19 protein-coding genes are annotated in these 17,831 nt (G+C 63.1%); 9 read left to right on the top strand and 10 right to left on the bottom strand.

Annotated elements, in window-relative coordinates; genetic code table 11:
- Position 1: 1 nt before the first annotated feature.
- Positions 2-748 carry a metallophosphoesterase family protein gene (locus tag NKJ17_RS07680; protein WP_352506753.1) on the bottom strand — a complete coding sequence of 249 codons (747 nt, stop codon included), beginning with the start codon at positions 746-748 and terminating at the stop codon, positions 2-4.
- Positions 749-842: 94 nt separating this feature from the next.
- Positions 843-1,199 (bottom strand): ArsR/SmtB family transcription factor, encoded by a 357-nt coding sequence (locus NKJ17_RS07675; RefSeq protein WP_352506754.1) that lies wholly within the window; start codon positions 1,197-1,199, stop codon positions 843-845.
- A 181-nt stretch (positions 1,200-1,380) separates the two neighbouring features.
- Between NKJ17_RS07675 and NKJ17_RS07670 the strand changes: the two genes are divergently transcribed.
- Positions 1,381-2,559, top strand: a complete 1,179-nt coding sequence (locus tag NKJ17_RS07670) for an MFS transporter (protein ID WP_254820339.1) — start codon at positions 1,381-1,383, stop codon at positions 2,557-2,559.
- 37 nt (positions 2,560-2,596) lie between these two features.
- Here the strand turns inward: NKJ17_RS07670 and NKJ17_RS07665 are convergent, their stop codons facing one another.
- Positions 2,597-3,055 carry a MarR family winged helix-turn-helix transcriptional regulator gene (locus NKJ17_RS07665; RefSeq protein WP_352506755.1) on the bottom strand — a complete coding sequence of 153 codons (459 nt, stop codon included), beginning with the start codon at positions 3,053-3,055 and terminating at the stop codon, positions 2,597-2,599.
- 194 nt (positions 3,056-3,249) lie between these two features.
- Here NKJ17_RS07665 and NKJ17_RS07660 point away from each other — a divergent pair, with 194 nt between their 5' ends.
- Positions 3,250-4,041, top strand: a complete 792-nt coding sequence (locus NKJ17_RS07660) for an SDR family NAD(P)-dependent oxidoreductase (RefSeq protein ID WP_254820341.1) — start codon at positions 3,250-3,252, stop codon at positions 4,039-4,041.
- Between the two features lie 18 nt (positions 4,042-4,059).
- Here NKJ17_RS07660 and NKJ17_RS07655 read toward each other — a convergent pair whose 3' ends face one another.
- A complete protein-coding gene (locus NKJ17_RS07655; protein ID WP_352506756.1) occupies positions 4,060-4,659 on the bottom strand; it encodes a LysE family translocator in 600 nt (199 codons plus the stop codon).
- Between the two features lie 92 nt (positions 4,660-4,751).
- Between NKJ17_RS07655 and NKJ17_RS07650 the strand changes: the two genes are divergently transcribed.
- Positions 4,752-5,621, top strand: a complete 870-nt coding sequence (locus tag NKJ17_RS07650) for a LysR family transcriptional regulator (RefSeq protein WP_352687777.1) — start codon at positions 4,752-4,754, stop codon at positions 5,619-5,621.
- A 52-nt stretch (positions 5,622-5,673) separates the two neighbouring features.
- On the opposite strand, the gene NKJ17_RS07645 is transcribed toward NKJ17_RS07650, so the two are convergent.
- Both NKJ17_RS07645 and NKJ17_RS07640 read right to left on the bottom strand, forming a co-directional pair.
- Complete coding sequence (locus tag NKJ17_RS07645) at positions 5,674-6,327, bottom strand: dihydrofolate reductase family protein (RefSeq protein ID WP_352506758.1); 654 nt, start codon at positions 6,325-6,327, stop codon at positions 5,674-5,676.
- Between the two features lie 150 nt (positions 6,328-6,477).
- A complete protein-coding gene (locus tag NKJ17_RS07640; protein ID WP_352477808.1) occupies positions 6,478-7,845 on the bottom strand; it encodes an Nramp family divalent metal transporter in 1,368 nt (455 codons plus the stop codon).
- 235 nt (positions 7,846-8,080) lie between these two features.
- Between NKJ17_RS07640 and mntR the strand changes: the two genes are divergently transcribed.
- The 3 genes from mntR to NKJ17_RS07625 all read left to right on the top strand — a co-directional run bounded on the left by mntR (position 8,081) and on the right by NKJ17_RS07625 (position 11,090).
- Positions 8,081-8,536 (top strand): manganese-binding transcriptional regulator MntR, encoded by a 456-nt coding sequence (gene mntR / locus NKJ17_RS07635; RefSeq protein ID WP_254820344.1) that lies wholly within the window; start codon positions 8,081-8,083, stop codon positions 8,534-8,536.
- Between the two features lie 211 nt (positions 8,537-8,747).
- The gene (gene ypfJ, locus NKJ17_RS07630; RefSeq protein WP_352478094.1) at positions 8,748-9,668 is read left to right on the top strand and encodes a KPN_02809 family neutral zinc metallopeptidase; all 921 of its coding nucleotides are present in this window, start codon (positions 8,748-8,750) and stop codon (positions 9,666-9,668) included.
- A 153-nt stretch (positions 9,669-9,821) separates the two neighbouring features.
- Positions 9,822-11,090, top strand: a complete 1,269-nt coding sequence (locus NKJ17_RS07625) for a TCR/Tet family MFS transporter (RefSeq protein WP_352506759.1) — start codon at positions 9,822-9,824, stop codon at positions 11,088-11,090.
- 55 nt (positions 11,091-11,145) lie between these two features.
- Here NKJ17_RS07625 and carA read toward each other — a convergent pair whose 3' ends face one another.
- The gene (carA, locus tag NKJ17_RS07620) at positions 11,146-12,354 is read right to left on the bottom strand and encodes a glutamine-hydrolyzing carbamoyl-phosphate synthase small subunit (RefSeq protein ID WP_352506809.1); all 1,209 of its coding nucleotides are present in this window, start codon (positions 12,352-12,354) and stop codon (positions 11,146-11,148) included.
- Between the two features lie 327 nt (positions 12,355-12,681).
- On the opposite strand from carA, the gene NKJ17_RS07615 reads away from it, so the two are divergent.
- Entirely contained in the window at positions 12,682-13,131 is a 450-nt protein-coding gene (locus NKJ17_RS07615; protein WP_352506760.1) for a GatB/YqeY domain-containing protein, read from the top strand.
- Positions 13,132-13,187: 56 nt separating this feature from the next.
- Positions 13,188-13,745, top strand: a complete 558-nt coding sequence (locus tag NKJ17_RS07610; protein ID WP_352506761.1) for a GNAT family N-acetyltransferase — start codon at positions 13,188-13,190, stop codon at positions 13,743-13,745.
- 2 nt (positions 13,746-13,747) lie between these two features.
- Here NKJ17_RS07610 and NKJ17_RS07605 read toward each other — a convergent pair whose 3' ends face one another.
- The 3 genes from NKJ17_RS07605 to NKJ17_RS07595 all read right to left on the bottom strand — a co-directional run bounded on the left by NKJ17_RS07605 (position 13,748) and on the right by NKJ17_RS07595 (position 17,067).
- Entirely contained in the window at positions 13,748-14,929 is a 1,182-nt protein-coding gene (locus NKJ17_RS07605) for an MFS transporter (protein WP_254820371.1), read from the bottom strand.
- Positions 14,930-15,057: 128 nt separating this feature from the next.
- Positions 15,058-15,267 (bottom strand): DUF2061 domain-containing protein, encoded by a 210-nt coding sequence (locus tag NKJ17_RS07600; RefSeq protein WP_023678301.1) that lies wholly within the window; start codon positions 15,265-15,267, stop codon positions 15,058-15,060.
- Positions 15,268-15,402: 135 nt separating this feature from the next.
- On the bottom strand, positions 15,403-17,067 hold the full coding sequence (locus NKJ17_RS07595; RefSeq protein ID WP_352506762.1) for a Na/Pi cotransporter family protein: 1,665 nt from the start codon (positions 17,065-17,067) through the stop codon (positions 15,403-15,405).
- A 378-nt stretch (positions 17,068-17,445) separates the two neighbouring features.
- Between NKJ17_RS07595 and NKJ17_RS07590 the strand changes: the two genes are divergently transcribed.
- The gene (locus tag NKJ17_RS07590; protein ID WP_352687774.1) at positions 17,446-17,802 is read left to right on the top strand and encodes an RcnB family protein; all 357 of its coding nucleotides are present in this window, start codon (positions 17,446-17,448) and stop codon (positions 17,800-17,802) included.
- Positions 17,803-17,831: the final 29 nt, after the last annotated feature.

Here is a 17,831-nt window from a genome sequence, read left to right as displayed (position 1 = left end):
CTCAGTCCGGCATGAAGCCGGTGCGCAGCGCGTGAGCCCATTCGGGCCGCCCCGCCTGCTCGGCCTGACGCGCCGCCGCCTCATGGTCATAGTCGACGGCGATGGATTCGAAGCGATCGCGGTGCAAGTCGACGATACCATAGCGGGCGTGTGGCGAGCCTTGCTCGGAGACATGCGCCGGTGGGGTCGAATCGTCATAGGCCGGGCAGCCGATGCTGCCCGGATTGAAAATGACCGGACCGCCGGGAATGCGGATCAGCTCGCTGCGGTGGCTGTGGCCGCAAAGCATGATGCGGCAGGCGGGATCGACCGCGCCGAGGCGCCGCTCGATGGCGGCCAGCGGCGCGCGCACCAGCCGGCCCTCGACGATCGCGTCAGTCAGGTATTTTTCGTCGTGGTCGGGCCGGGCATGGAAGGCGATCACGCCGGGCGCCACCTCCAGCGTGACGGGCAGCGCGAACAGCGCCTCGCGCTGGCCTGCGGTCAGCCGTTCCTGCGCGTAGTGGTCGGACGGCCACATGGTCTCGTCGGCAGTGTCGCGGGCAACGCGGCGGTCGTGATTGCCGCGTACCGTCGGCAGGTCGAGCGCCTCGAGCCGCTCCATGGTCTCGCGCGGCCACAGCGGGCCGGAAACGCAATCGCCGAGATTGACGATGAGGTCGGCGCCGCCACGCTGCCGCAGATCGTCGAGCACGGCGTCGAGCGCCAGGACATTGCCGTGGATGTCGGCGAGGACGGCAATGCGCATGGCAGGCTCCGTTAATTGGAATGGCTGGAGGGCAGGTGAAGCTACTTTGCTCGTCTCGCGAAGCGGGCGAGAGCGGAACCCAGCTTCGCGCCGGTCAGGCGCGGACTTCGATCTCGTGGCCGCCGACCGCCGGCAACGATGCGTCGTCGCCGGCCGCGGCAATAACGCTGTCGAGCAAGCCCGGGAAGCGGCGGTCGAGATCGTCACGGCGCAGCGTGATCAATCGGCTGGTGCCAACCGCCTCGGTGCGGGTGACGCCGGCCTCACGCAGCTTGGCCAAATGGTAACTCAGATTGGTTTTCGAGGCGAAGTCGAGGAACCGGCTGCAATTCAGCGGCACGCCCTCTTTGCTGGCGAGATAGCGCACGATGGCCAGTCGCGTCGGGTCGCCGAGCACAGCAAGCACGTTCGGCAGGCTGATCTGGTCGGCGGTGGGATGGGGCAAGGTCATGCCCAGGAATTAAGCACATTTGGAGCCGATTTCAACGTGGCCAATGGACACATAGTTTCGTCCCGTCGCCCCGTCCTGACACCGGGCTGTCAGGATGGTTCGGCTATTTTGCAGCGGCTTTATTGACATCATGCCCTGTTATGTCCAATTGTTCAATAACCTTTGAACTAAGGAAATTGCCATGGATAAGCGTCTCATCTGGCTTGCGCTCGGATCGTTCACGATTTCGACCGAAGGTTTCGTCATCTCCAGCCTTTTGCCCGATATTGCAAAGGATGCCGCCATCTCCGTCCCGCTCGCCGGCACGCTGATCACCGCGTTTGCGCTCGCCTATGCGATCGGCACGCCGATCCTGGCAACGCTGACCGGCGAATGGGACCGTCGCCGCGTCATCCTGTGGACGCTGGTGTTCTTCGTGTTGGGCAACGTCGCCGCGGCGCTAAGCTCCTCCTTCGAATTGCTGTTGATCGCGCGCATCGTCATGGCGCTGTCGTCAGGCCTGTTTGCGGCGACCGCACAGGGAACGGCCGTTGCGCTTGTCGACGATCATCACCGCGCCCGGGCCATTGCCGTGGTCGTCGGCGGCACTACGGTTGCGGTCGCGGTCGGAGCACCGCTCGGCGCGCTCGTTGCGACGGTTGCCGGCTGGCGCGGCACCTTCTTTGCCATTGCCGGCCTTGGTGCGCTCGCCGGCGCGATCCTGTGGTACCGGCTGCCGCGCGGCATCGTCGGCACAAGGCTGCCGCTCCGCATGCGGCTGGCAGCGGCACTTCGCCCCGGCGTCATGCCTATCCTGGTGACGACCATCCTGGCCCTGATCGGCGCCTTCACCGTCTTTGCCTTTGTCGCGCCGCTCGCGATCGAAGGCGGCGGACTGAACCCGATCGCGCTTCCCGGAATGCTGCTCGCTTTCGGCGTTGGCGCGGTCATCGGCAATATCGGCGGCGGTCAGGCCGCCGACCGTTTCGGCGCGACACGCACCGTCTGCTGGTCGTTGGCGCTGAGTGCCGCCATGCTGGTCACGTTTTCGCTGATCCCGATGTTCCTGCCGCGCGAGATCGCCGGGCCGGCATTGATGGCCATGATGGTGCCGTGGGGCATCGTCGGCTGGGCATTCCCGCCGGCGCAGGCGAGCCGCATCATCAAGCTGGCGCCCGATGCCGCGCCCATCGTGCTGTCGCTGAACGCTTCGGCACTTTATCTCGGCGTCGCACTGGGTGCCGTGGTCGGCGCCGCGGTGCTGCGCTATGGCGCACCGGCCGACCTCGGCGTGGTCGCGGCGGCATTCCCGATCATCGGTCTGGGCGTAGTGCTGGCGGGCCACCTGGCGGCGCGGCCGGTGGCGATGCCGGCCGAATAGGGCTGTTAGCGGAGCTTGGCTGCCGGCCGCCGATAATTCAACTCGCGGCCGGCGGTACGTCGAAATCAAGCGCGGCGATTTCGTCCAGCGCCGCTCGCAGGCTTGCCGCCTGTTCTTTTCCAAACATCTCCTCGAAGCGCTGCTGAGCGACTTGCCACAGCTTCAGAGCTTCTTCGAGCTTGATCCGGCCCTGCGATGTCAGCCTGACGCGCCTGATGCGGCGGTCGGCAGGGTCGGCGAAGGTCTCGATGTAACCATCCCTGATCAGCGGCTTCAGCGTATGACCGAGGGCCGACAGGTCCATGACGAGAGCCGCGGCAATGGCACCCATCGTCGGTTCGTTGCCGATGTGGATCTGGTAGAGCAGGCCCTGCTGCGTGGCCTTCAGACCCGATGGGGCCAGCACATCGTCATAGAACTGGCCCAGTTTCCGCGTCGCGCGGCGCAGCATGGCGTTGTTGCAAAGCGCCAGGCCGGGCAGGGTGGTTTGGGACATTGGCGGATTTCCAATGAGGGACCGGAAGGGCCCTCGATGCAAACCAGAAATAGTCCTTGCTCCCCGGATTGACAAGATGGTGGCATATGCCTACGTTCCAATAGTGGCATATGCCAATAATTCGTGTGCCAGTCGAAGCAGGGATGTTGCCCTGCGGCACCGGCATTTGGAATCGAACCAGAAGGAACAAGACAATGAGCAATCAGGACAAAGGTACTGCGGTCGTCACCGGCGCCTCGTCCGGCATCGGTGCGATCTATGCCGACCGGCTCGCCGGCCAAGGTTATGATCTGGTGCTGGTGGCGCGGCGCGCCGATCGGTTGGAGGAATTGGCCGAGAGGCTCCGCTATGCTTATGGCATAAAGGTCAGCGTCATCGGCGCCGACTTGGCCGACGACGGCGATCTGCGACGGGTCGAGCAGGCGATATCAACCGACGACAGCGTGACGCTGCTGGTCAACAATGCCGGCCTTGGCGGCGCGCAGGTGGTGGCAACGGCTGAAGCCGATGTCGCCGAGCGCATGATCAAGGTCAATGTCGTGGCGCTGACTCGGCTGACGCGCGCGGTGCTGCCGGGGCTGCTGTCGCGCAACCGCGGCGCCATCGTCAACATCGCCTCGGTCCTTGCCTTCGATACCTCGTTCGGCGGCATCTACAGCGGCACCAAAGCCTACGTCGTCAACTTCACCGAGGCCTTGCAGCGGGAAGTCGCGGGCACGAAGGTCGCCGTGCAGGTGGTCTTGCCGGGGGCCACGCGGACAGAATTCTGGGAAGTTGCGGGAAGCGATATTGCCAATGTGCCGCAAGAGATCGTGATGACGGCCGACGATCTGGTCGATGCAGCGCTGGTTGGCCTGGCAAAGGGTGAAGCGTTCACGGCACCGGGTCTTGCCGACGTTGCCGGGGTGGATGCCTTTCTTGGCGTTCGGCAAGGTTTTTTCGGCAGTCTTCTGGCCGGCAAGCCGGCGGCGCGTTACACTGCCTGACATAGCTAAAGACTAACCTTACGCTGTCCGCCACATCGGAATGATCGAGGCGGCCAGCAGCAGGCCAAGCACGGCGTTGAGCATGCGCCACTGCCGCTCGGTTCGCAGCAACCGGGCGAGCAGCGTGCCCGCCACGCACCATGCTGCCAAGGATAGAGCCGCTGCAAGGCCGAAGACGGCGCCGAGCAGCAAGGCGAGCTGCAGCGGCCCTTTGGCGAGCGCGGCAAAAGATGCCGCCGCTCCCAGCCCCATAGCCCAGCCCTTTGGGTTCACCCATTGCAGGCCGGCGCCGCCCAAAAAGCTGTTCGGCTTTGCCATGGCCACGTCCAGATTGGGCGGACCACTGCGGCCGATCTTGAGGGCAAGCCATACCAGATAGAGGGTACCGGCCATTTTCATTGCCAGCTGCAGCGAAGGAGCGGCGGCCAGCAGACCAGCGAGCCCGGCGGCACCTGCCGCAGCCACTGTGGCCAGGCCGGCCGCACTCCCGGCCATCAGCGGGATAGAGCGGCGAAAGCCGAACTGCGCGCCGGACGCCGTCGACAACGTCGTGGCCATGCCGGGCGTTGAGGTAGAGACCAGCGCGAACAGGACGAGGGGAAGGACGGTTTCAAACATGCTGCTTCCTTTGAAGCCTGCACGGTAGGCTGTTTGGCTCATCAGTAAATGCAATGTTTGCTATGACATGCATTAGCAAATATAATGGCTTGATGTTCCGCAACCTCGACGCTGCCCTGATCCGAACCTTTGTCACCGTTGCCGACAGGGCCAGCATGACGGCGGCGGCCAACGCGCTGCATTTGACGCAAGGTGCCGTCAGCCAGCAGGTCAAGCCTTTGGAAGAGGTTCTCGGCTGTAGGCTGTTCGACCGCGATCGGAGCGGATTGCGGCTGACCCGCTCCGGCGAGCGGCTGTTCGGCAAGGGCAAGCGCCTGCTTTCGCTCAATGACGAGATCCTGGCGGAGATGGCGGGCGATGCAGTTGCCGGTCAGGTGCGGCTTGGCGTGCCGTACGACCTTGTCGGCACCTTGCTTGCACCGGTGCTCAAGGCCTATGCCGAGGCGTATCCGCAGGTCGAGATCTCGCTTGTCTGCGCCTCGTCGCCGGAGCTGGCTGCGGCCTTGGCGGCCGGCACGATAGAGCTCGCGGTGATCGAGGAGCCGGTCGGTCGGTCGGCCGGCGAATGCCTTGTTGTCGACCGGCTGGTCTGGGTCGGCGCCAAAGGCGGCGGCGCCCGCAGCAAACGCCCCTTGCCGGTTTCGATGGTCGCCGAGACCTGCGCGTTCCGTCCGGTTGTACTGGAGGCGCTTAACGAGCACGGGCTGGCATGGCGCACCGTATTCGAAAACGGCAGCATCGACGCGACGACGGCGACAGTGCGTTCGGACTTGGCCGTCACCACCTGGTTGGCGTCGACCGTACCTGCGGACCTCGATATTTTGGCCAACGATCCGGATTTGCCGTCATTGCCGAATTTTGCAATCAATCTGCATTTGCCGAAGCACAGCGTTGCGCCTGCCGTACTGGCATTCGCGGGCCACCTCCGCGATGGATTGGCACGGCGACGAGAGGCGGCTTAAAACAGCAAAAAGGACGGCCAGTGTTCAGCCGTCCTTGATCGCCCTGCGGCATCTACTTCCAGTTCTTGCGCCGCTCGATCTCGGCTTCGGAAGGCTGTTCCGGGGCAAAGGACCCGGTCTTGATCTCGCCGGAGCGCTCATAGCTCGCCATGAGGACGCCGGTGGTCGATGCCTGCGAACGGGTCAGCTTGAAGGCGGCAGGCATCGCGCCGCTGCCGAACAGTTTTTTGCCCTTGCCCAGCACCAGCGGGAAAATCAGCAGGCTGATCTCGTCGATCAGGTCATTGGCGAGCAAGGTCTGGATCAGCTCGCTCGATCCCTGAATGAGCAGGTCGGGGCCGTCCTCCTGCTTCATCCGGCGCAACGTCGCCACGACATCGCTGCCGAGCGGCTGGCTGTTTTGCCAGGACAGCGTATCTGGCCTGTGCGTAGCCACATATTTGGTGACGGCGTTGAAGCTGTCGGCGATCGGGTCATTCTTCTGGTAGGGCCAATGGGCGGCGAAGATGTCGTAGGTCTTGCGGCCGAGAAGCAGCGCGAACGGTTTTGAAAACGTCTCGCCCATGGCGGCACCCATCAAGTCGTCCCAGTAGTGGAATGTCCAGCCGCCAAATTTGAAGCCGCCGACAGGGTCCTCTTGCGGGCCGCCGGGCGCCTGCATGACGCCGTCGAGGCTGACGAATGTTGCGGCGATGATCTTCCTCATTGGAGCTCCCTTTCGCTGATCCGTGCCGTCATGGCCGGACTTCGAGCCAAGGACGGGCAGACAGACATTTGTCCGACAGCGGCCGGCAAATTTCCAGGGCTGGAAGGACGGATGATTGCCGACGTTGTTGGGTCAGTTTGGAGCAGACGCTCAGCCTAAACCGACGACCGTGTCGTAGAGCAGCTTGAAGTTGAGCACCAGGATGAGGGCGGCAACCACCCAGGCCAGCACGGCAACGGCGCGGGAAATGGCGAAATTGCCCATTTTGCGCTTGTCCGAGACGAACTGCACCAGCGGGACGACCGCGAAGGGAAGCTGCATCGACAGGATCACCTGGCTGAAGACCAGCAACTGGCCGGTGCCCTTCTCGCCATAGAGGGCGGTGACGACCACCACCGGGATAATGGCGATGCCGCGCGTCAGCAGGCGGCGCGCCCATTGCGGGATGCGCAGCCGCAAGAAGCCTTCCATCACGATCTGGCCGGCCAGTGTCGCGGTGACCGTCGAGTTCAGGCCGGAGGCAAGCAGGGCCACGGCAAACAGGATCGAAGCGATGCCGAGGCCGAGGAGCGGCGACAGAAGCTCGAAGGCCTGGCCGATCTCGGCAACGTCATGATGACCGGTGCCGTGGAACGCCACCGCCGACACGATCAGGATGGAAGCATTGACGAACAACGCCAGTATCAGCGCGATGGTCGAGTCGGTCGTCGCCCATTTGATGGCGTCGCGCTTGCCGCGATCGGTGCGCTCGTAGGCGCGGGTCTGCACGATCGAGGAGTGCAGATAGAGATTGTGCGGCATCACCGTGGCGCCGATGATGCCGATGGCGATGTAAAGCATCGCTGGATTGGTGACGATCTCGGACGACGGCACGAACATGGCGTGCAGGATGGAGCCGACCGGCGGCGCGGCGGCAAAGATCTGAATGGCGAAGCAGCCGAAGATGACAATCAAAAGTGCTATGATGAAGGCCTCGAGGAAACGGAAGCCCTTGTTCATCAGCAGCAGCAGCAGGAAGGCATCGAGCGCGGTGATAATGGCGCCGCCGATCAGCGGAATGCCGAACAGCAGTTGCAAGGCGATTGCCGTGCCAATGACCTCGGCCAGGTCGCAGGCGATGATGGCCAATTCGCAAGCGACCCAGAGCATGAAATTGACCGGTCGCGGATAATAGGCGCGGCACGCCTGCGCAAGGTCGCGGCCGGTGGCGATGCCGAGCCGGGCGGCGAGCGCCTGCAGCAGGATCGCCATCAGGTTCGACAACATGATGATGAAAAGCAGCGTGTAGCCGAACTGGGCTCCGCCGGCGAGGTCGGTCGCCCAATTGCCCGGATCCATATAGCCGACCGAAACCATGTAGCCCGGCCCCATGAAGGCGAACAGCCGGCGAAGCCAGATCCCCGAGTGCGGCACCGCGATCGTTGCGTTGACTTCGCGCAGGCTGAGCTGCTCGTCGTCCTCCGGGCGGGCAAATCGCCACATGGACCGGGGGGCTGAGGTGGCTTCGGCTTCCGACATGAAATGGCTTTCCACTGGAACGATCGATGTTCTCTCCTTATCTATGCCACGGCTGAACATTATGCAATATGCTATATTTCATTGTCGGAGCTTTTTCGTGTAGCCGCTTGGCCGTGCGGCCGGACCGCAGTGACCGCCGGTTGCGCCGGCCACCGAATGGAAATAAACGGCCAGAACAAATAGGGTTCCGTGTTATGACTGCAATGTCGATTCAAACTGCCGGGAGGAGCGCGTATTGGCGCTGAAGAAAAGACCGGTTCCTCGCGAAAAGCCGCTGCCTGATGCAGAAATCCACTCGGAAGGCTTCAGGCAGACGCGTGAAGCGCGCCGCAGCGCGCTGGTCGAGGATTATGTCGAGCTCATCGCCGACCTGATCGAGGATGGCAACGAGGCGCGCCAGGTCGATATCGCGGCACGGCTCGGCGTCGCTCAGCCGACGGTGGCGAAAATGCTGACGCGGCTGTGCGCCGACGGGCTGGTCTCCCGGAAGCCTTATCGCGGCGTGTTCCTGACCGAGGCCGGCCGCAAGGTTGCGGAAGAGAGCCGCATTCGCCACCAGACGGTCGAGGCCTTCCTGCGCTCGCTCGGCGTCAGTGCCGAGACGGCGCGCATCGACGCCGAAGGCATCGAGCATCATGTCAGCGCCGAGACGCTCGAAGCCTTTCGCAAGGCAATAATCGCCGCCCGCTGAAAAGCACGTGGCGCGACTCGCTTCCCACGAGCAGGGCGAACGCCACAGACCTTGCGATGTTTCGGCCAGAGCAAACAAGCGTCAGCAAGCATTGCTTGTTCGCACGAAAAATACTGTGACTCGGCGTAACCGTTGAGATAATTGTGGTCGTGTCCGATCGAACCGGGACACGGCCCGATCGGCCGGAAGAAATTGCGTCATGGGGGTTGCCATGCTCTGGAAGGGCCGTCGTCAGAGTGACAATGTCGAGGACGAGCGCGGCCAGAGCGGCGGGTTTGGCGGTGGGCCGGGGCAGTTTCGCATCCCGATCGGCGGTCGCGCCGGCGGCGGCGGCATGTCGGGCATCATTATCGTAGGGTTGATTTTCCTGGCAGGGTGGTATTTCGGCTTCGACCCGAGCCAGATCCTCGATGACAGCGGCTTGCAGCCCGGTGGCGGCGGCCAGATCACCGACAATAGCGGCGGCCAGGGCGGCGGCACCGGTGCGCCCGCGTCCGACGAAATGAAGCAGTTCGTGTCGACCGTGCTGGCCGAGACCGAGGATACCTGGACCGGTATTTTCCAGTCCGAGGGCCTGACCTATCAGGATCCAAAGCTGGTCCTGTTCAGCGGCCGGATCGGCTCTGCTTGCGGTTCTGCCTCATCGGCGGCCGGACCATTCTACTGTCCCAATGATCGCAAGGTCTATCTCGACACCACCTTCTTCCAGCAGCTCGATCAGCAGTTCGGTGCCTCCGGCGATTTCGCACAGGCCTATGTGATCGCGCATGAGGTCGGCCACCACGTGCAGAACCTCGTCGGCATCCTGCCCAAATTCAACCAGATGCGGCAGAATATGAGCGAAGCCGACGCCAACCACATGTCGGTGCAGGTCGAGTTGCAGGCCGACTGCTTTGCCGGCATCTGGGCACATTTCACCGGTCAGAAGGGCATCTTGGAACAGGGCGACATGGCGGAGGCACTGAACGCCGCCAAACAGATCGGCGACGACACGCTGCAGAAGAAGATGCAGGGCTACGTCGTGCCGGAAAGCTTCAACCACGGCACGTCGCAGCAGCGGCAGACCTGGCTGGCGCGAGGTTTCCAGAACGGCAAGCTTTCGGACTGCGACACGTTCAACAACCCGATCTGAGCCGACAGTTTTCTCGTAATTATCTGAGAGACTGCATCGCAGTCAGGGGATGTCAGGATGAAAACACTCTGCCCGTTCCCTCATTGTTCCCGGCGATGTGCTCGCCTATAAGGTGTGTCCCCGTTCGCTCGGGCGGCCCGAGGAGATACCATCATGATAGACCCCAAAACCGCCAGGCGGGGCCTTGCGCTTGTTTTTACCACCCTGCTGCTCGACGTCATCGGCTTCGGCATCATTATGCCGGTGCTGCCGGCCTATCTCAGGGAATTGACCGGCGTCGGCATCAGCGAGGCGGCTATCGAGGGCGGCTGGCTGTTCTTCGTCTATGCGGCGATGCAGTTCGTTTTCGCACCAGTGATGGGTGGGTTGAGCGACCGGTTCGGACGGCGGCCTATCCTGCTCGCCTCGGTGCTGACGTTCGCTATCGACAATCTGATCTGCGCTATCGCCTGGTCCTATCCGATGCTGTTCATCGGCCGCGTGCTGGCCGGCATTTCCGGCGCCAGTTATTCCACGACATCGGCATTCATCGCCGATATCTCGACCGACGAAAATCGTGCGAAGAATTTCGGGCTGCTCGGCATTGCTTTCGGCGTCGGCTTCGTCATCGGGCCGGTTCTGGGCGGGTTGCTCGGCACGTTCGGGCCGCGTGTGCCGTTCTATTTCGCTGCCGGGCTTGCCTTCGCAAACTTTCTGATCGCGCTGTTTCTGTTGCCGGAAACACTTGATAACAAGCACCGTCGCCGCTTCGAGTGGAAACGCGCCAACCCGGTCGGCACGCTCGTCCAGATGCGCAACTACGAAGGTATCGGCTGGATCGGACTTGTCTTCTTTCTGATGACGCTGGGGCACATGATGTATCCTGCGGTCTGGTCGTTCGTCTCCAGTTATCGCTATGGCTGGAGCGAACAACAGATCGGCTTCTCGCTCGGCGCTTTCGGCCTGTGCGGGGCGATCGTCATGGCGACTGTCCTGCCGCGCGTGATCCCTAAGCTTGGCGAGTGGAAGACGGCGGTAATCGGTCTGGCATTTACCGCACTCAGCGCCTTAGGCTACGCCTTCGCGTCACAAGGCTGGATGATCTATGCAGTGATCGTCGTCGGGTGTCTCGAGGCGTTGGCCGACCCGCCGCTCAGAAGCCTTGCGGCCGCCAAGGTGCCACCTTCCGCCCAGGGCGAACTCCAGGGCGCAATGACCTCGATCTTCTCGATCACCTCGATCATCACACCGCTGCTTTATACGGCGATCTTTTCCTGGTTCACGGGGCCGAACGCGCCCGTAGCTTTCGGCGGTGCCCCGTATCTGCTCGGCGCGATTTTCCTCACGCTGGCGCTCGTCGTCTTCGTCACCAAGGTGGCCAAGCCGACGCCGAAGGAAGTCAAACGCATGCACGCGCAGGAAGCGGTGACGGACGGGGCTTGATCGGCGCCGGGAGCCCGGCCGGCGCCGTCAGTCAAATCCGTTTTTACGCAATGCGCTAAACACGCTCGGCCAGTGCCGGCTCGCCGCGCTTTTCGCGGATCAGATTGACGAAGCGGCGAAACAGATAGTGCGAATCCTGCGGCCCGGGCGAGGCTTCGGGATGATGCTGGACCGAGAAGACCGGTCTGCCGGTGAGCGCAATGCCGCAATTCGAACCGTCGAACAGCGAGACATGGGTTTCCTCGACGCCGCTCGGCAACGAGTCGGCGTCGACGGCAAAGCCATGGTTCATCGAGACGATCTCGACCTTGCCGGTGGTGTGGTCCTTGACCGGATGATTGGCGCCGTGGTGGCCCTGATGCATTTTTGCAGTCTTGCCGCCCAGCGCCAGCGCCAGCATCTGGTGGCCGAGGCAGATGCCGAACAGTGGGATATCGGTCTTCAAAAGATCCTGAATGACCGGCACGGCGTAGTCGCCGGTTGCTTCCGGATCGCCAGGGCCGTTGGATAGAAAAATGCCGTCGGGCCGCATCGCCAGGATCTCCTCGGCGCCGGTTTTTGCCGGCACCACAGTTACCTTGGCGCCGAGGCCGGCCAGCAGGCGCAATATGTTGCGCTTGACCCCGTAGTCGATGGCAACGACGTGCATCGACGGATCAGCCTGTTCGCCAAAGCCCTCGTTCCAGACCCAGGGCGTCTCGCGCCAGACCGAGGATTGACCGGAGGTGACTTCCTTGGCCAGATCAAGCCCGATAAGCCCCGACCATGCGGCGGCGCGGCGCTTGAGATCATCGACGTCGAAGATACCGTCGGGCGCGTGCGCGATGACGGCATTTGGCATGCCCTTTTCGCGGATCAACGCGGTCAGCGCCCGCGTGTCGATGCCTGAAAGTGCGACGATGCCGCGCTTCTTCAGCCACTGGTCGAGACCGGTTCCGGCGCGATAATTCGACGGGTTGGTGACGTCGGCCTTGAACACGGCGCCGACGGCGCCGGCGCGGGCCAGCGGGTTGAGGTCCTCGATATCTTCGTCGTTTGTGCCGATATTGCCGATATGCGGAAAGGTGAAAGTGACGATCTGGCCGGCATAGGATGGGTCGGTGAGGATCTCCTGATAGCCGGTCAGCGCAGTGTTGAAGCAGACCTCGGCGACGGCGGAGCCGGCGGCGCCCAGACCGCGGCCCTCGATGACGGTGCCGTCGGCCAGCACCAGCAGGGCAGTCGGCTTGTCGGTGGCCCAAGGGGGGGGCGATGCGGCGGTCATCGTTGCCACGGCGGCACTCCTAAAGGTGCGCCCTCAGTCGGCGCAACAAAAAGCGCGAAGCGGCGATCTCACAGCCTCGGCGCGCTAAGTTTTCACTTGTGCATGTCGTTGCCCCAAAACAGCTACGCACTTTTGGGCGACGTGCACTAGAATTCAGTTCATGCAAGGCCCAGTACATAGGGGAAGGCGCCAAGGCGGTCAATGATGCCAGGAAGTGCGAGCCCGGATTTATTTCGTCGAACAATATCAGGGATTTGCCGGTAGTGTCGCATTTGCGTTGGGCTTTCGGCACGGCTATTGTCCGCCGCATTCGAAGGAGAAAGCACTATGCGAGGCAAAATCGCCGAATCCCTGAAGAGCGCGATGAAGGCGCAGGACAAGCGCCGGCTGCCGACATTGCGGCTGATCCAGGCGGCCATTCACGACCGCGACATCGCCAATCGCGGCGCCGGCAAGGAGCCGGCCAGCGACGACGAGATCCTGCAGATCCTGGCCAAGATGGTGAAGCAGCGCGAGGAATCGGCCAAGGCGTTCGATGACGGCAAGCGGCCGGAGCTTGCGGCGCAGGAGCGCGACGAGATGGCCATCATCCGCGACTTCCTGCCGACGCAACTGGGCGAGGTTGAGACGGAAAGCGCCGTCCGTTCCGCGATTGCCGAGACCGGCGCCAGCGGCGTCAAGGACATGGGCAAGGTGATGGCGGCGCTCAAGGAGAGATACGCCGGTCAGATGGATTTCTCCAAGGCGAGCGGCATCGTCAAGAGCCTGCTTCAGTAAGCTGCCGAAGGCCCTTGCCGTCGCGCCCGCAATCCGGCAGCCAAAAGCTCGCGCCCGTGATCGAACTCGTCAAACCGGCGCTTGAACACCTGCCGTCCTACAAGGCGGCTCTCGAGCGCGGCTGGTCGCCGGACAATGTGCGGCTGCTCGAGGCGACGCGCGAGCAGCTTGCGGCTATCGAAAAGGATCCAGCGACTTTCCTTGGCGATCTCGACGATTCCGATGGCAAGGGACCGCCGATCACCTTGCCCGACGGTTCGACGGTGCCGCGGCTGCCCGGATTCCGGCGCTGGATCTGGGACGGGGAAGTCGCAGGCCCAATCGGTTTGCGCTGGCAACACGGCACCGCGGCGCTGCCGTCGCATGTGCTCGGCCACATCGGCTATGCGGTGGTGCCGTGGAAACGGGGACGCGGCTATGCGACCGAGGCCCTGCGGCTGATGCTGGTGGAGGCGAGGGCTGTTGGCCTGCCCTTCGTCGAAATCACCTGCAAGCCTCACAATGTGCCCTCGCAGAAGGTCGTTCTGGCCAATGGCGGCCGGCTCGTCGGACGTTTCTTCGAGGACGCCGCCTATGGCGGCGCGGAAAGCCTGCGCTACCGGATCGATCTGTAGCCCTATTCGGCGGCAGCCGGCAGCGGCGGCGCAGCCCGGCTTCGCCATTCCCAGACATGCGAGGCAAGCGCAACCGCGACCGCGACCAGCATGGCGACCGCGCCAACCACCGGCAGGCTGCGATAGCCATAGCCGGCATTGAGCATGGCCGCGCCGAGCGATGCGGCGAGCGCGATGCCGACATTGAAGCCCGACGGAATGAGCGACGAGGCAAGATTGGAGGCATCCGCGGTCCAGGTCAGTATCCGGGTCTGGATCGGCGTGCCGATGGCGAAGTTGAGGCCGCCCCAGACGAAGATCGCTATCACCATCGGCAGTGGGTAAGAACTGACGGCATAGATCAAGGCGAGCATCACCGCCTGCAGGAAAAGCATGGCGATGAGCGACGGCATCAGCTTCCAGTCGGCGAGCCGCCCGCCGACGAAGACGCCGATCGTTGCGCCGACCCCGTTCAGCAAGAGCACCCAAGGTATCCATTTCTCGTCGAGGCCTGTGACCTCAAGCAGCGTCGGCGTGATATAGGTGAACAGGCCGAACTGGCCGATCATCAGCATCAGCATGATAATGAGCGAGGTCCAGACCTGCTGACGTGCGAGCACGCGGACCTCGCTTCCAAGGCTCACTGACGGGCTCGACGATCCCGTCTTGCGCGGCAGCAGGGCGCCGATTGCCGCGAAGGCCACCACACCGAGCGCGCACATCACCCAGAATGTTGCACGCCATCCCCAGATGTTGCCGATTGCCGTGCCGGCCGGAACGCCGATGACGTTCGATACGGTGAGGCCGGACAGGATCAGCGCCACCGCCATGCCGCGCTGGTCTTCGCGCACGAGGCCGACGGCCACCACCATGGCAACGCCGAAATAGGCGCCATGCGCCACGGCCACCGCTATCCGCAACAGCAGCATCGAGGCGAAGTCGGGCGCCAGCGCGCAGGCGGCCTGGCCGATGGTGAAGGCTGCAGTCAGTCCAAGCAGCAGGGCCTTGCGGGAGAACCTTTTGGTGGCGAGCGCCAGCAGCGGGCCGCCGACTGCAATGCCGCCGGCATAGCCGGAAACGAGATAGCCGGCGGTCGGAATCGCGACGCCAAGGCCATCCGCCACCTGCGGCAGCACGCCGGCGATGACGAATTCGGTGGTGCCGAAGGCGAAGGCAGCTATGAACAGGGCAATGAGGGGCAGCATGGCGCGAAGGAGATCCTCGGACAAGCTGGCCTCAAACCACGGATGAGGGCGGCGGGCAATCCAGAAATTGGCGACGCCGCTTTAGCTTTTCTTGATCGCCGGTCTGGCGCCCGCCGCGGAGGCAAGAGCTAGGCGGCTGCCTTCCTCCCGTAAGGAATTTTCAGCCACGCCCGTTCGTGAAGATAATAGAGCAGCGACTTGGTGACGACCTCGGTCAGGCCGATGGCCGCGGCGAGCTTGATGCTTCCGGTCACGACGAGCGAGATGATCATTGTGTCGATGGTGCCGGTGACGCGCCAGGAAAGCGCCTTGGCGAAACTGCGAGAATGGGTGTCCATCGACTTTCCTCCCGGTAGATATGGGACGATCCTTTAGCCGACAGACGGGAAAACGCGCAAAGATAATTTTTGCGCATTGGCCCACAGCAATTTTCATAGGCGATGTTCTGAAGCTACCTGGCCTGTGGACGCAATCTATCCAGCCTTCAGCCGTGAACCGGTGAGCAGACCGCGCTCCTCAAGCACGGGATAGGCCATCGAGGCGAGCAGCGAGTTGATCTGCTTGAGGTCCCGAATGGTGTCGAGATGGATGGAACTGGTCTCGACACTCTTGGCGGTGCCGTCGCGCAGCCGCACGAAATGGCTCTGGCTGGTTTCCTTCTCGCGGTCGCGCAGCCGGTCCTTTTCCAGCACCAACTGGCGAGCGGTCTCCGGATCGCGAGACACCAGCACGTTGAAGGCAAGCCTGGCATTGGCAAGCACCAAGGCATGGAAGGCGCAAAGCTCACGCCATCCTTCCGGCGTGAACTCCAGCCCGCGCTCGAATTTCTTCTTCACGTGGACCAGCATGTTGCGCACGATGATGTCGCCGACCTGCTCCAGCTTGACGCAGGCGCCGATCAGCTCCTGGCAACGCAGGGCCTCGTCCTCGCTCAGCGGGTTCTTGGTGACCCTGGCCAGATAGAGCTTGATCGCCGCGTGCTTTCTGTCGACACGGTCGTCGAGTGCGGCCAGCGCGCCAATCTTGTCGGCATCGGCGCTCTCATAGAGCTCGATGATCCGTTTCAGCATGATCTCGACCGTTTCGCAGACCCGCACCACCTCGCGGGTGGCGTTGGCTAATGCCTGGCTCGGCACGTCGAGCGCACTTTCGTTGAGCGCGGAAAGCTCAACGACGTCGAGCGCGTCGGCGGGCTGCGGCTTGGTGCCCAGCGCCACGATCTTTTCCGAGGCGCGATAGACCAGGCGCGCCAGCGGCACGCCGGCGATCAGGATCAAGATGTTGAAGGCGATGTGGGCATTGACGATCTGCTCGGGCACGGTGCTGCCCAAGAAGGCGACCCGCGGCTTGAACGTCAGGAACAGGATCAGCATGATCAGCGAACCCATACCGCGCATCAGGAGATTCCCGATCGGCACGATGCGAACGCCGGGCTCTGCGTTGCGGGTTAGAAGCGGCGCGATGATCGAAGAGCCGAGATTGACGCCGAGCACCAGCACGATGCCGAGTTCGGGCGGGATGAAACCGCGACCGGCGAGCGTCACCATCAGCAGCACCGCGGCGATCGAGGAATGGAACAGCCAGGTGACCAACGCCGCCAGAAGATAGGCGGTGACCGGATCGCCGGAGAAGTAATCGACGATGAGCGGCATCAGCGTGCTCTGGCGCAGCGGCTCCGACGCCTGGCCGATCATCTCCAGCGACAGAAGCAGCAGGCCGATGCCGACCAGGATGCGGCCGAACTGGCGCCAGTCGCGCCGCTCTGTGGCCATGAACATGACCGTGCCGGCGACCAGGCAGACCGGCACCAGCAGCGACAGATCGAAGGTAAGCAGCTTGACCACCAGCGCCGAGCCGATCTCGGCACCGCGCACCGCAAGCTGGCCCGACATGCCGCTGACAATACCGGAGCCGGCGAATGAGCCGACCAGCAAGGTGACGGCGGTCGAGCTTTGCAGTGCGACAGCCAGGCCGCAGCCGGCCAGAACCGCCATGAAGGGATTGCGCATGGTGGCGCGCAGTTTGTGGCGCAGCACATCGCCGTAGGCGCGCTCGACGCCGGTCTTCACCAGACGGGTGGCAAACAGCATCAGTGCCACCGCACCGGCAAGGTGCAGCAAAACGACCGAGCCACTCATGCCAGGCCCCGCAACGCCACAGGCGCCGGCGACGCGGGCGCGGTGAAGTCGAAGGGGCAAAAGCGGGCGCGAATCGTGGACATTGCAGAGGTCGATATTACTCCGATTTATTTTAGCCGAATAATAAATTTTGCCCGGTTCGGACGCCTGTTGGCACGCGACGGGGCGTGTCGGAAATGGATGGCTGACAAAATGGTTGCATAGCCTGCGAGGTTGCGGAGGGTCATGCGTCCATTCTCGGACGGTCGCTTTAAAGGTATCGCTGAATTAGTCGTGCTAAATATAGGAAATCATTACGAAAACGTAATCTATGCATTCAGTTTCGGTTCATCCTTCCGGCTCTATTCCGGAGGCATCGACAACCAAGGAGTACCCGCCATGAGACGTATCGTTCTTTCCGCCATTGCCTTCTCGATGCTGGCTGCAACCGCCTTGCAGGGCCAGGCTGCACCACTGAACACACCAAACGCGCCGCAGTCGAACTACAGCCAGGTCGACTGGCAGAAGCCCGGCAGGCATGTGAACAAGCATGTCGACGTGAACAAGCGCGTCATAGTGAAGAAGAAGATCGTCGTGAGAAGCAGCCATTGGCGCAACGGCCAGAGATATTCGAGCTGGAAGCGTCATCAGCCGATTCGCGATTATCGCCACTATGGCCTGCGCCGTCCGGGTCCCGGCCAGGAGTGGATCCGGGTCGGTAACGACTATCTGCTGTCAGCGTTCTCTCCGGCCTGATCTTCGGTGCCATCGCCGCGCAGTGAGCG

It is taken from the genome of Mesorhizobium sp. M0208 (assembly GCF_040322015.1).
In the GTDB taxonomy this organism is placed as follows: Bacteria; Pseudomonadota; Alphaproteobacteria; order Rhizobiales; family Rhizobiaceae; genus Mesorhizobium.
Note: the sequence above shows the minus strand (reverse complement) of the source record. Positions and strands in the feature narration are given on the sequence as shown.

Coding starts and splice junctions, on each gene's coding strand:
- NKJ17_RS07595 (WP_352506762.1), bottom strand. CDS start 17,067: ATGAGTGGCTCGGTCGTTTTGCTGCACCTTGCCGGTGCGGTGGCACTG.
- NKJ17_RS07675 (WP_352506754.1), bottom strand. CDS start 1,199: ATGACCTTGCCCCATCCCACCGCCGACCAGATCAGCCTGCCGAACGTG.
- NKJ17_RS07660 (WP_254820341.1), top strand. CDS start 3,250: ATGAGCAATCAGGACAAAGGTACTGCGGTCGTCACCGGCGCCTCGTCC.
- NKJ17_RS07600 (WP_023678301.1), bottom strand. CDS start 15,267: ATGGACACCCATTCTCGCAGTTTCGCCAAGGCGCTTTCCTGGCGCGTC.
- NKJ17_RS07680 (WP_352506753.1), bottom strand. CDS start 748: ATGCGCATTGCCGTCCTCGCCGACATCCACGGCAATGTCCTGGCGCTC.
- NKJ17_RS07615 (WP_352506760.1), top strand. CDS start 12,682: ATGCGAGGCAAAATCGCCGAATCCCTGAAGAGCGCGATGAAGGCGCAG.
- carA (WP_352506809.1), bottom strand. CDS start 12,354: ATGACCGCCGCATCGCCCCCCCCTTGGGCCACCGACAAGCCGACTGCC.
- NKJ17_RS07640 (WP_352477808.1), bottom strand. CDS start 7,845: ATGTCGGAAGCCGAAGCCACCTCAGCCCCCCGGTCCATGTGGCGATTT.
- NKJ17_RS07590 (WP_352687774.1), top strand. CDS start 17,446: ATGAGACGTATCGTTCTTTCCGCCATTGCCTTCTCGATGCTGGCTGCA.
- ypfJ (WP_352478094.1), top strand. CDS start 8,748: ATGCTCTGGAAGGGCCGTCGTCAGAGTGACAATGTCGAGGACGAGCGC.
- NKJ17_RS07605 (WP_254820371.1), bottom strand. CDS start 14,929: ATGCTGCCCCTCATTGCCCTGTTCATAGCTGCCTTCGCCTTCGGCACC.
- NKJ17_RS07625 (WP_352506759.1), top strand. CDS start 9,822: ATGATAGACCCCAAAACCGCCAGGCGGGGCCTTGCGCTTGTTTTTACC.
- NKJ17_RS07650 (WP_352687777.1), top strand. CDS start 4,752: ATGTTCCGCAACCTCGACGCTGCCCTGATCCGAACCTTTGTCACCGTT.
- NKJ17_RS07670 (WP_254820339.1), top strand. CDS start 1,381: ATGGATAAGCGTCTCATCTGGCTTGCGCTCGGATCGTTCACGATTTCG.
- NKJ17_RS07645 (WP_352506758.1), bottom strand. CDS start 6,327: ATGAGGAAGATCATCGCCGCAACATTCGTCAGCCTCGACGGCGTCATG.
- NKJ17_RS07655 (WP_352506756.1), bottom strand. CDS start 4,659: ATGTTTGAAACCGTCCTTCCCCTCGTCCTGTTCGCGCTGGTCTCTACC.
- NKJ17_RS07665 (WP_352506755.1), bottom strand. CDS start 3,055: ATGTCCCAAACCACCCTGCCCGGCCTGGCGCTTTGCAACAACGCCATG.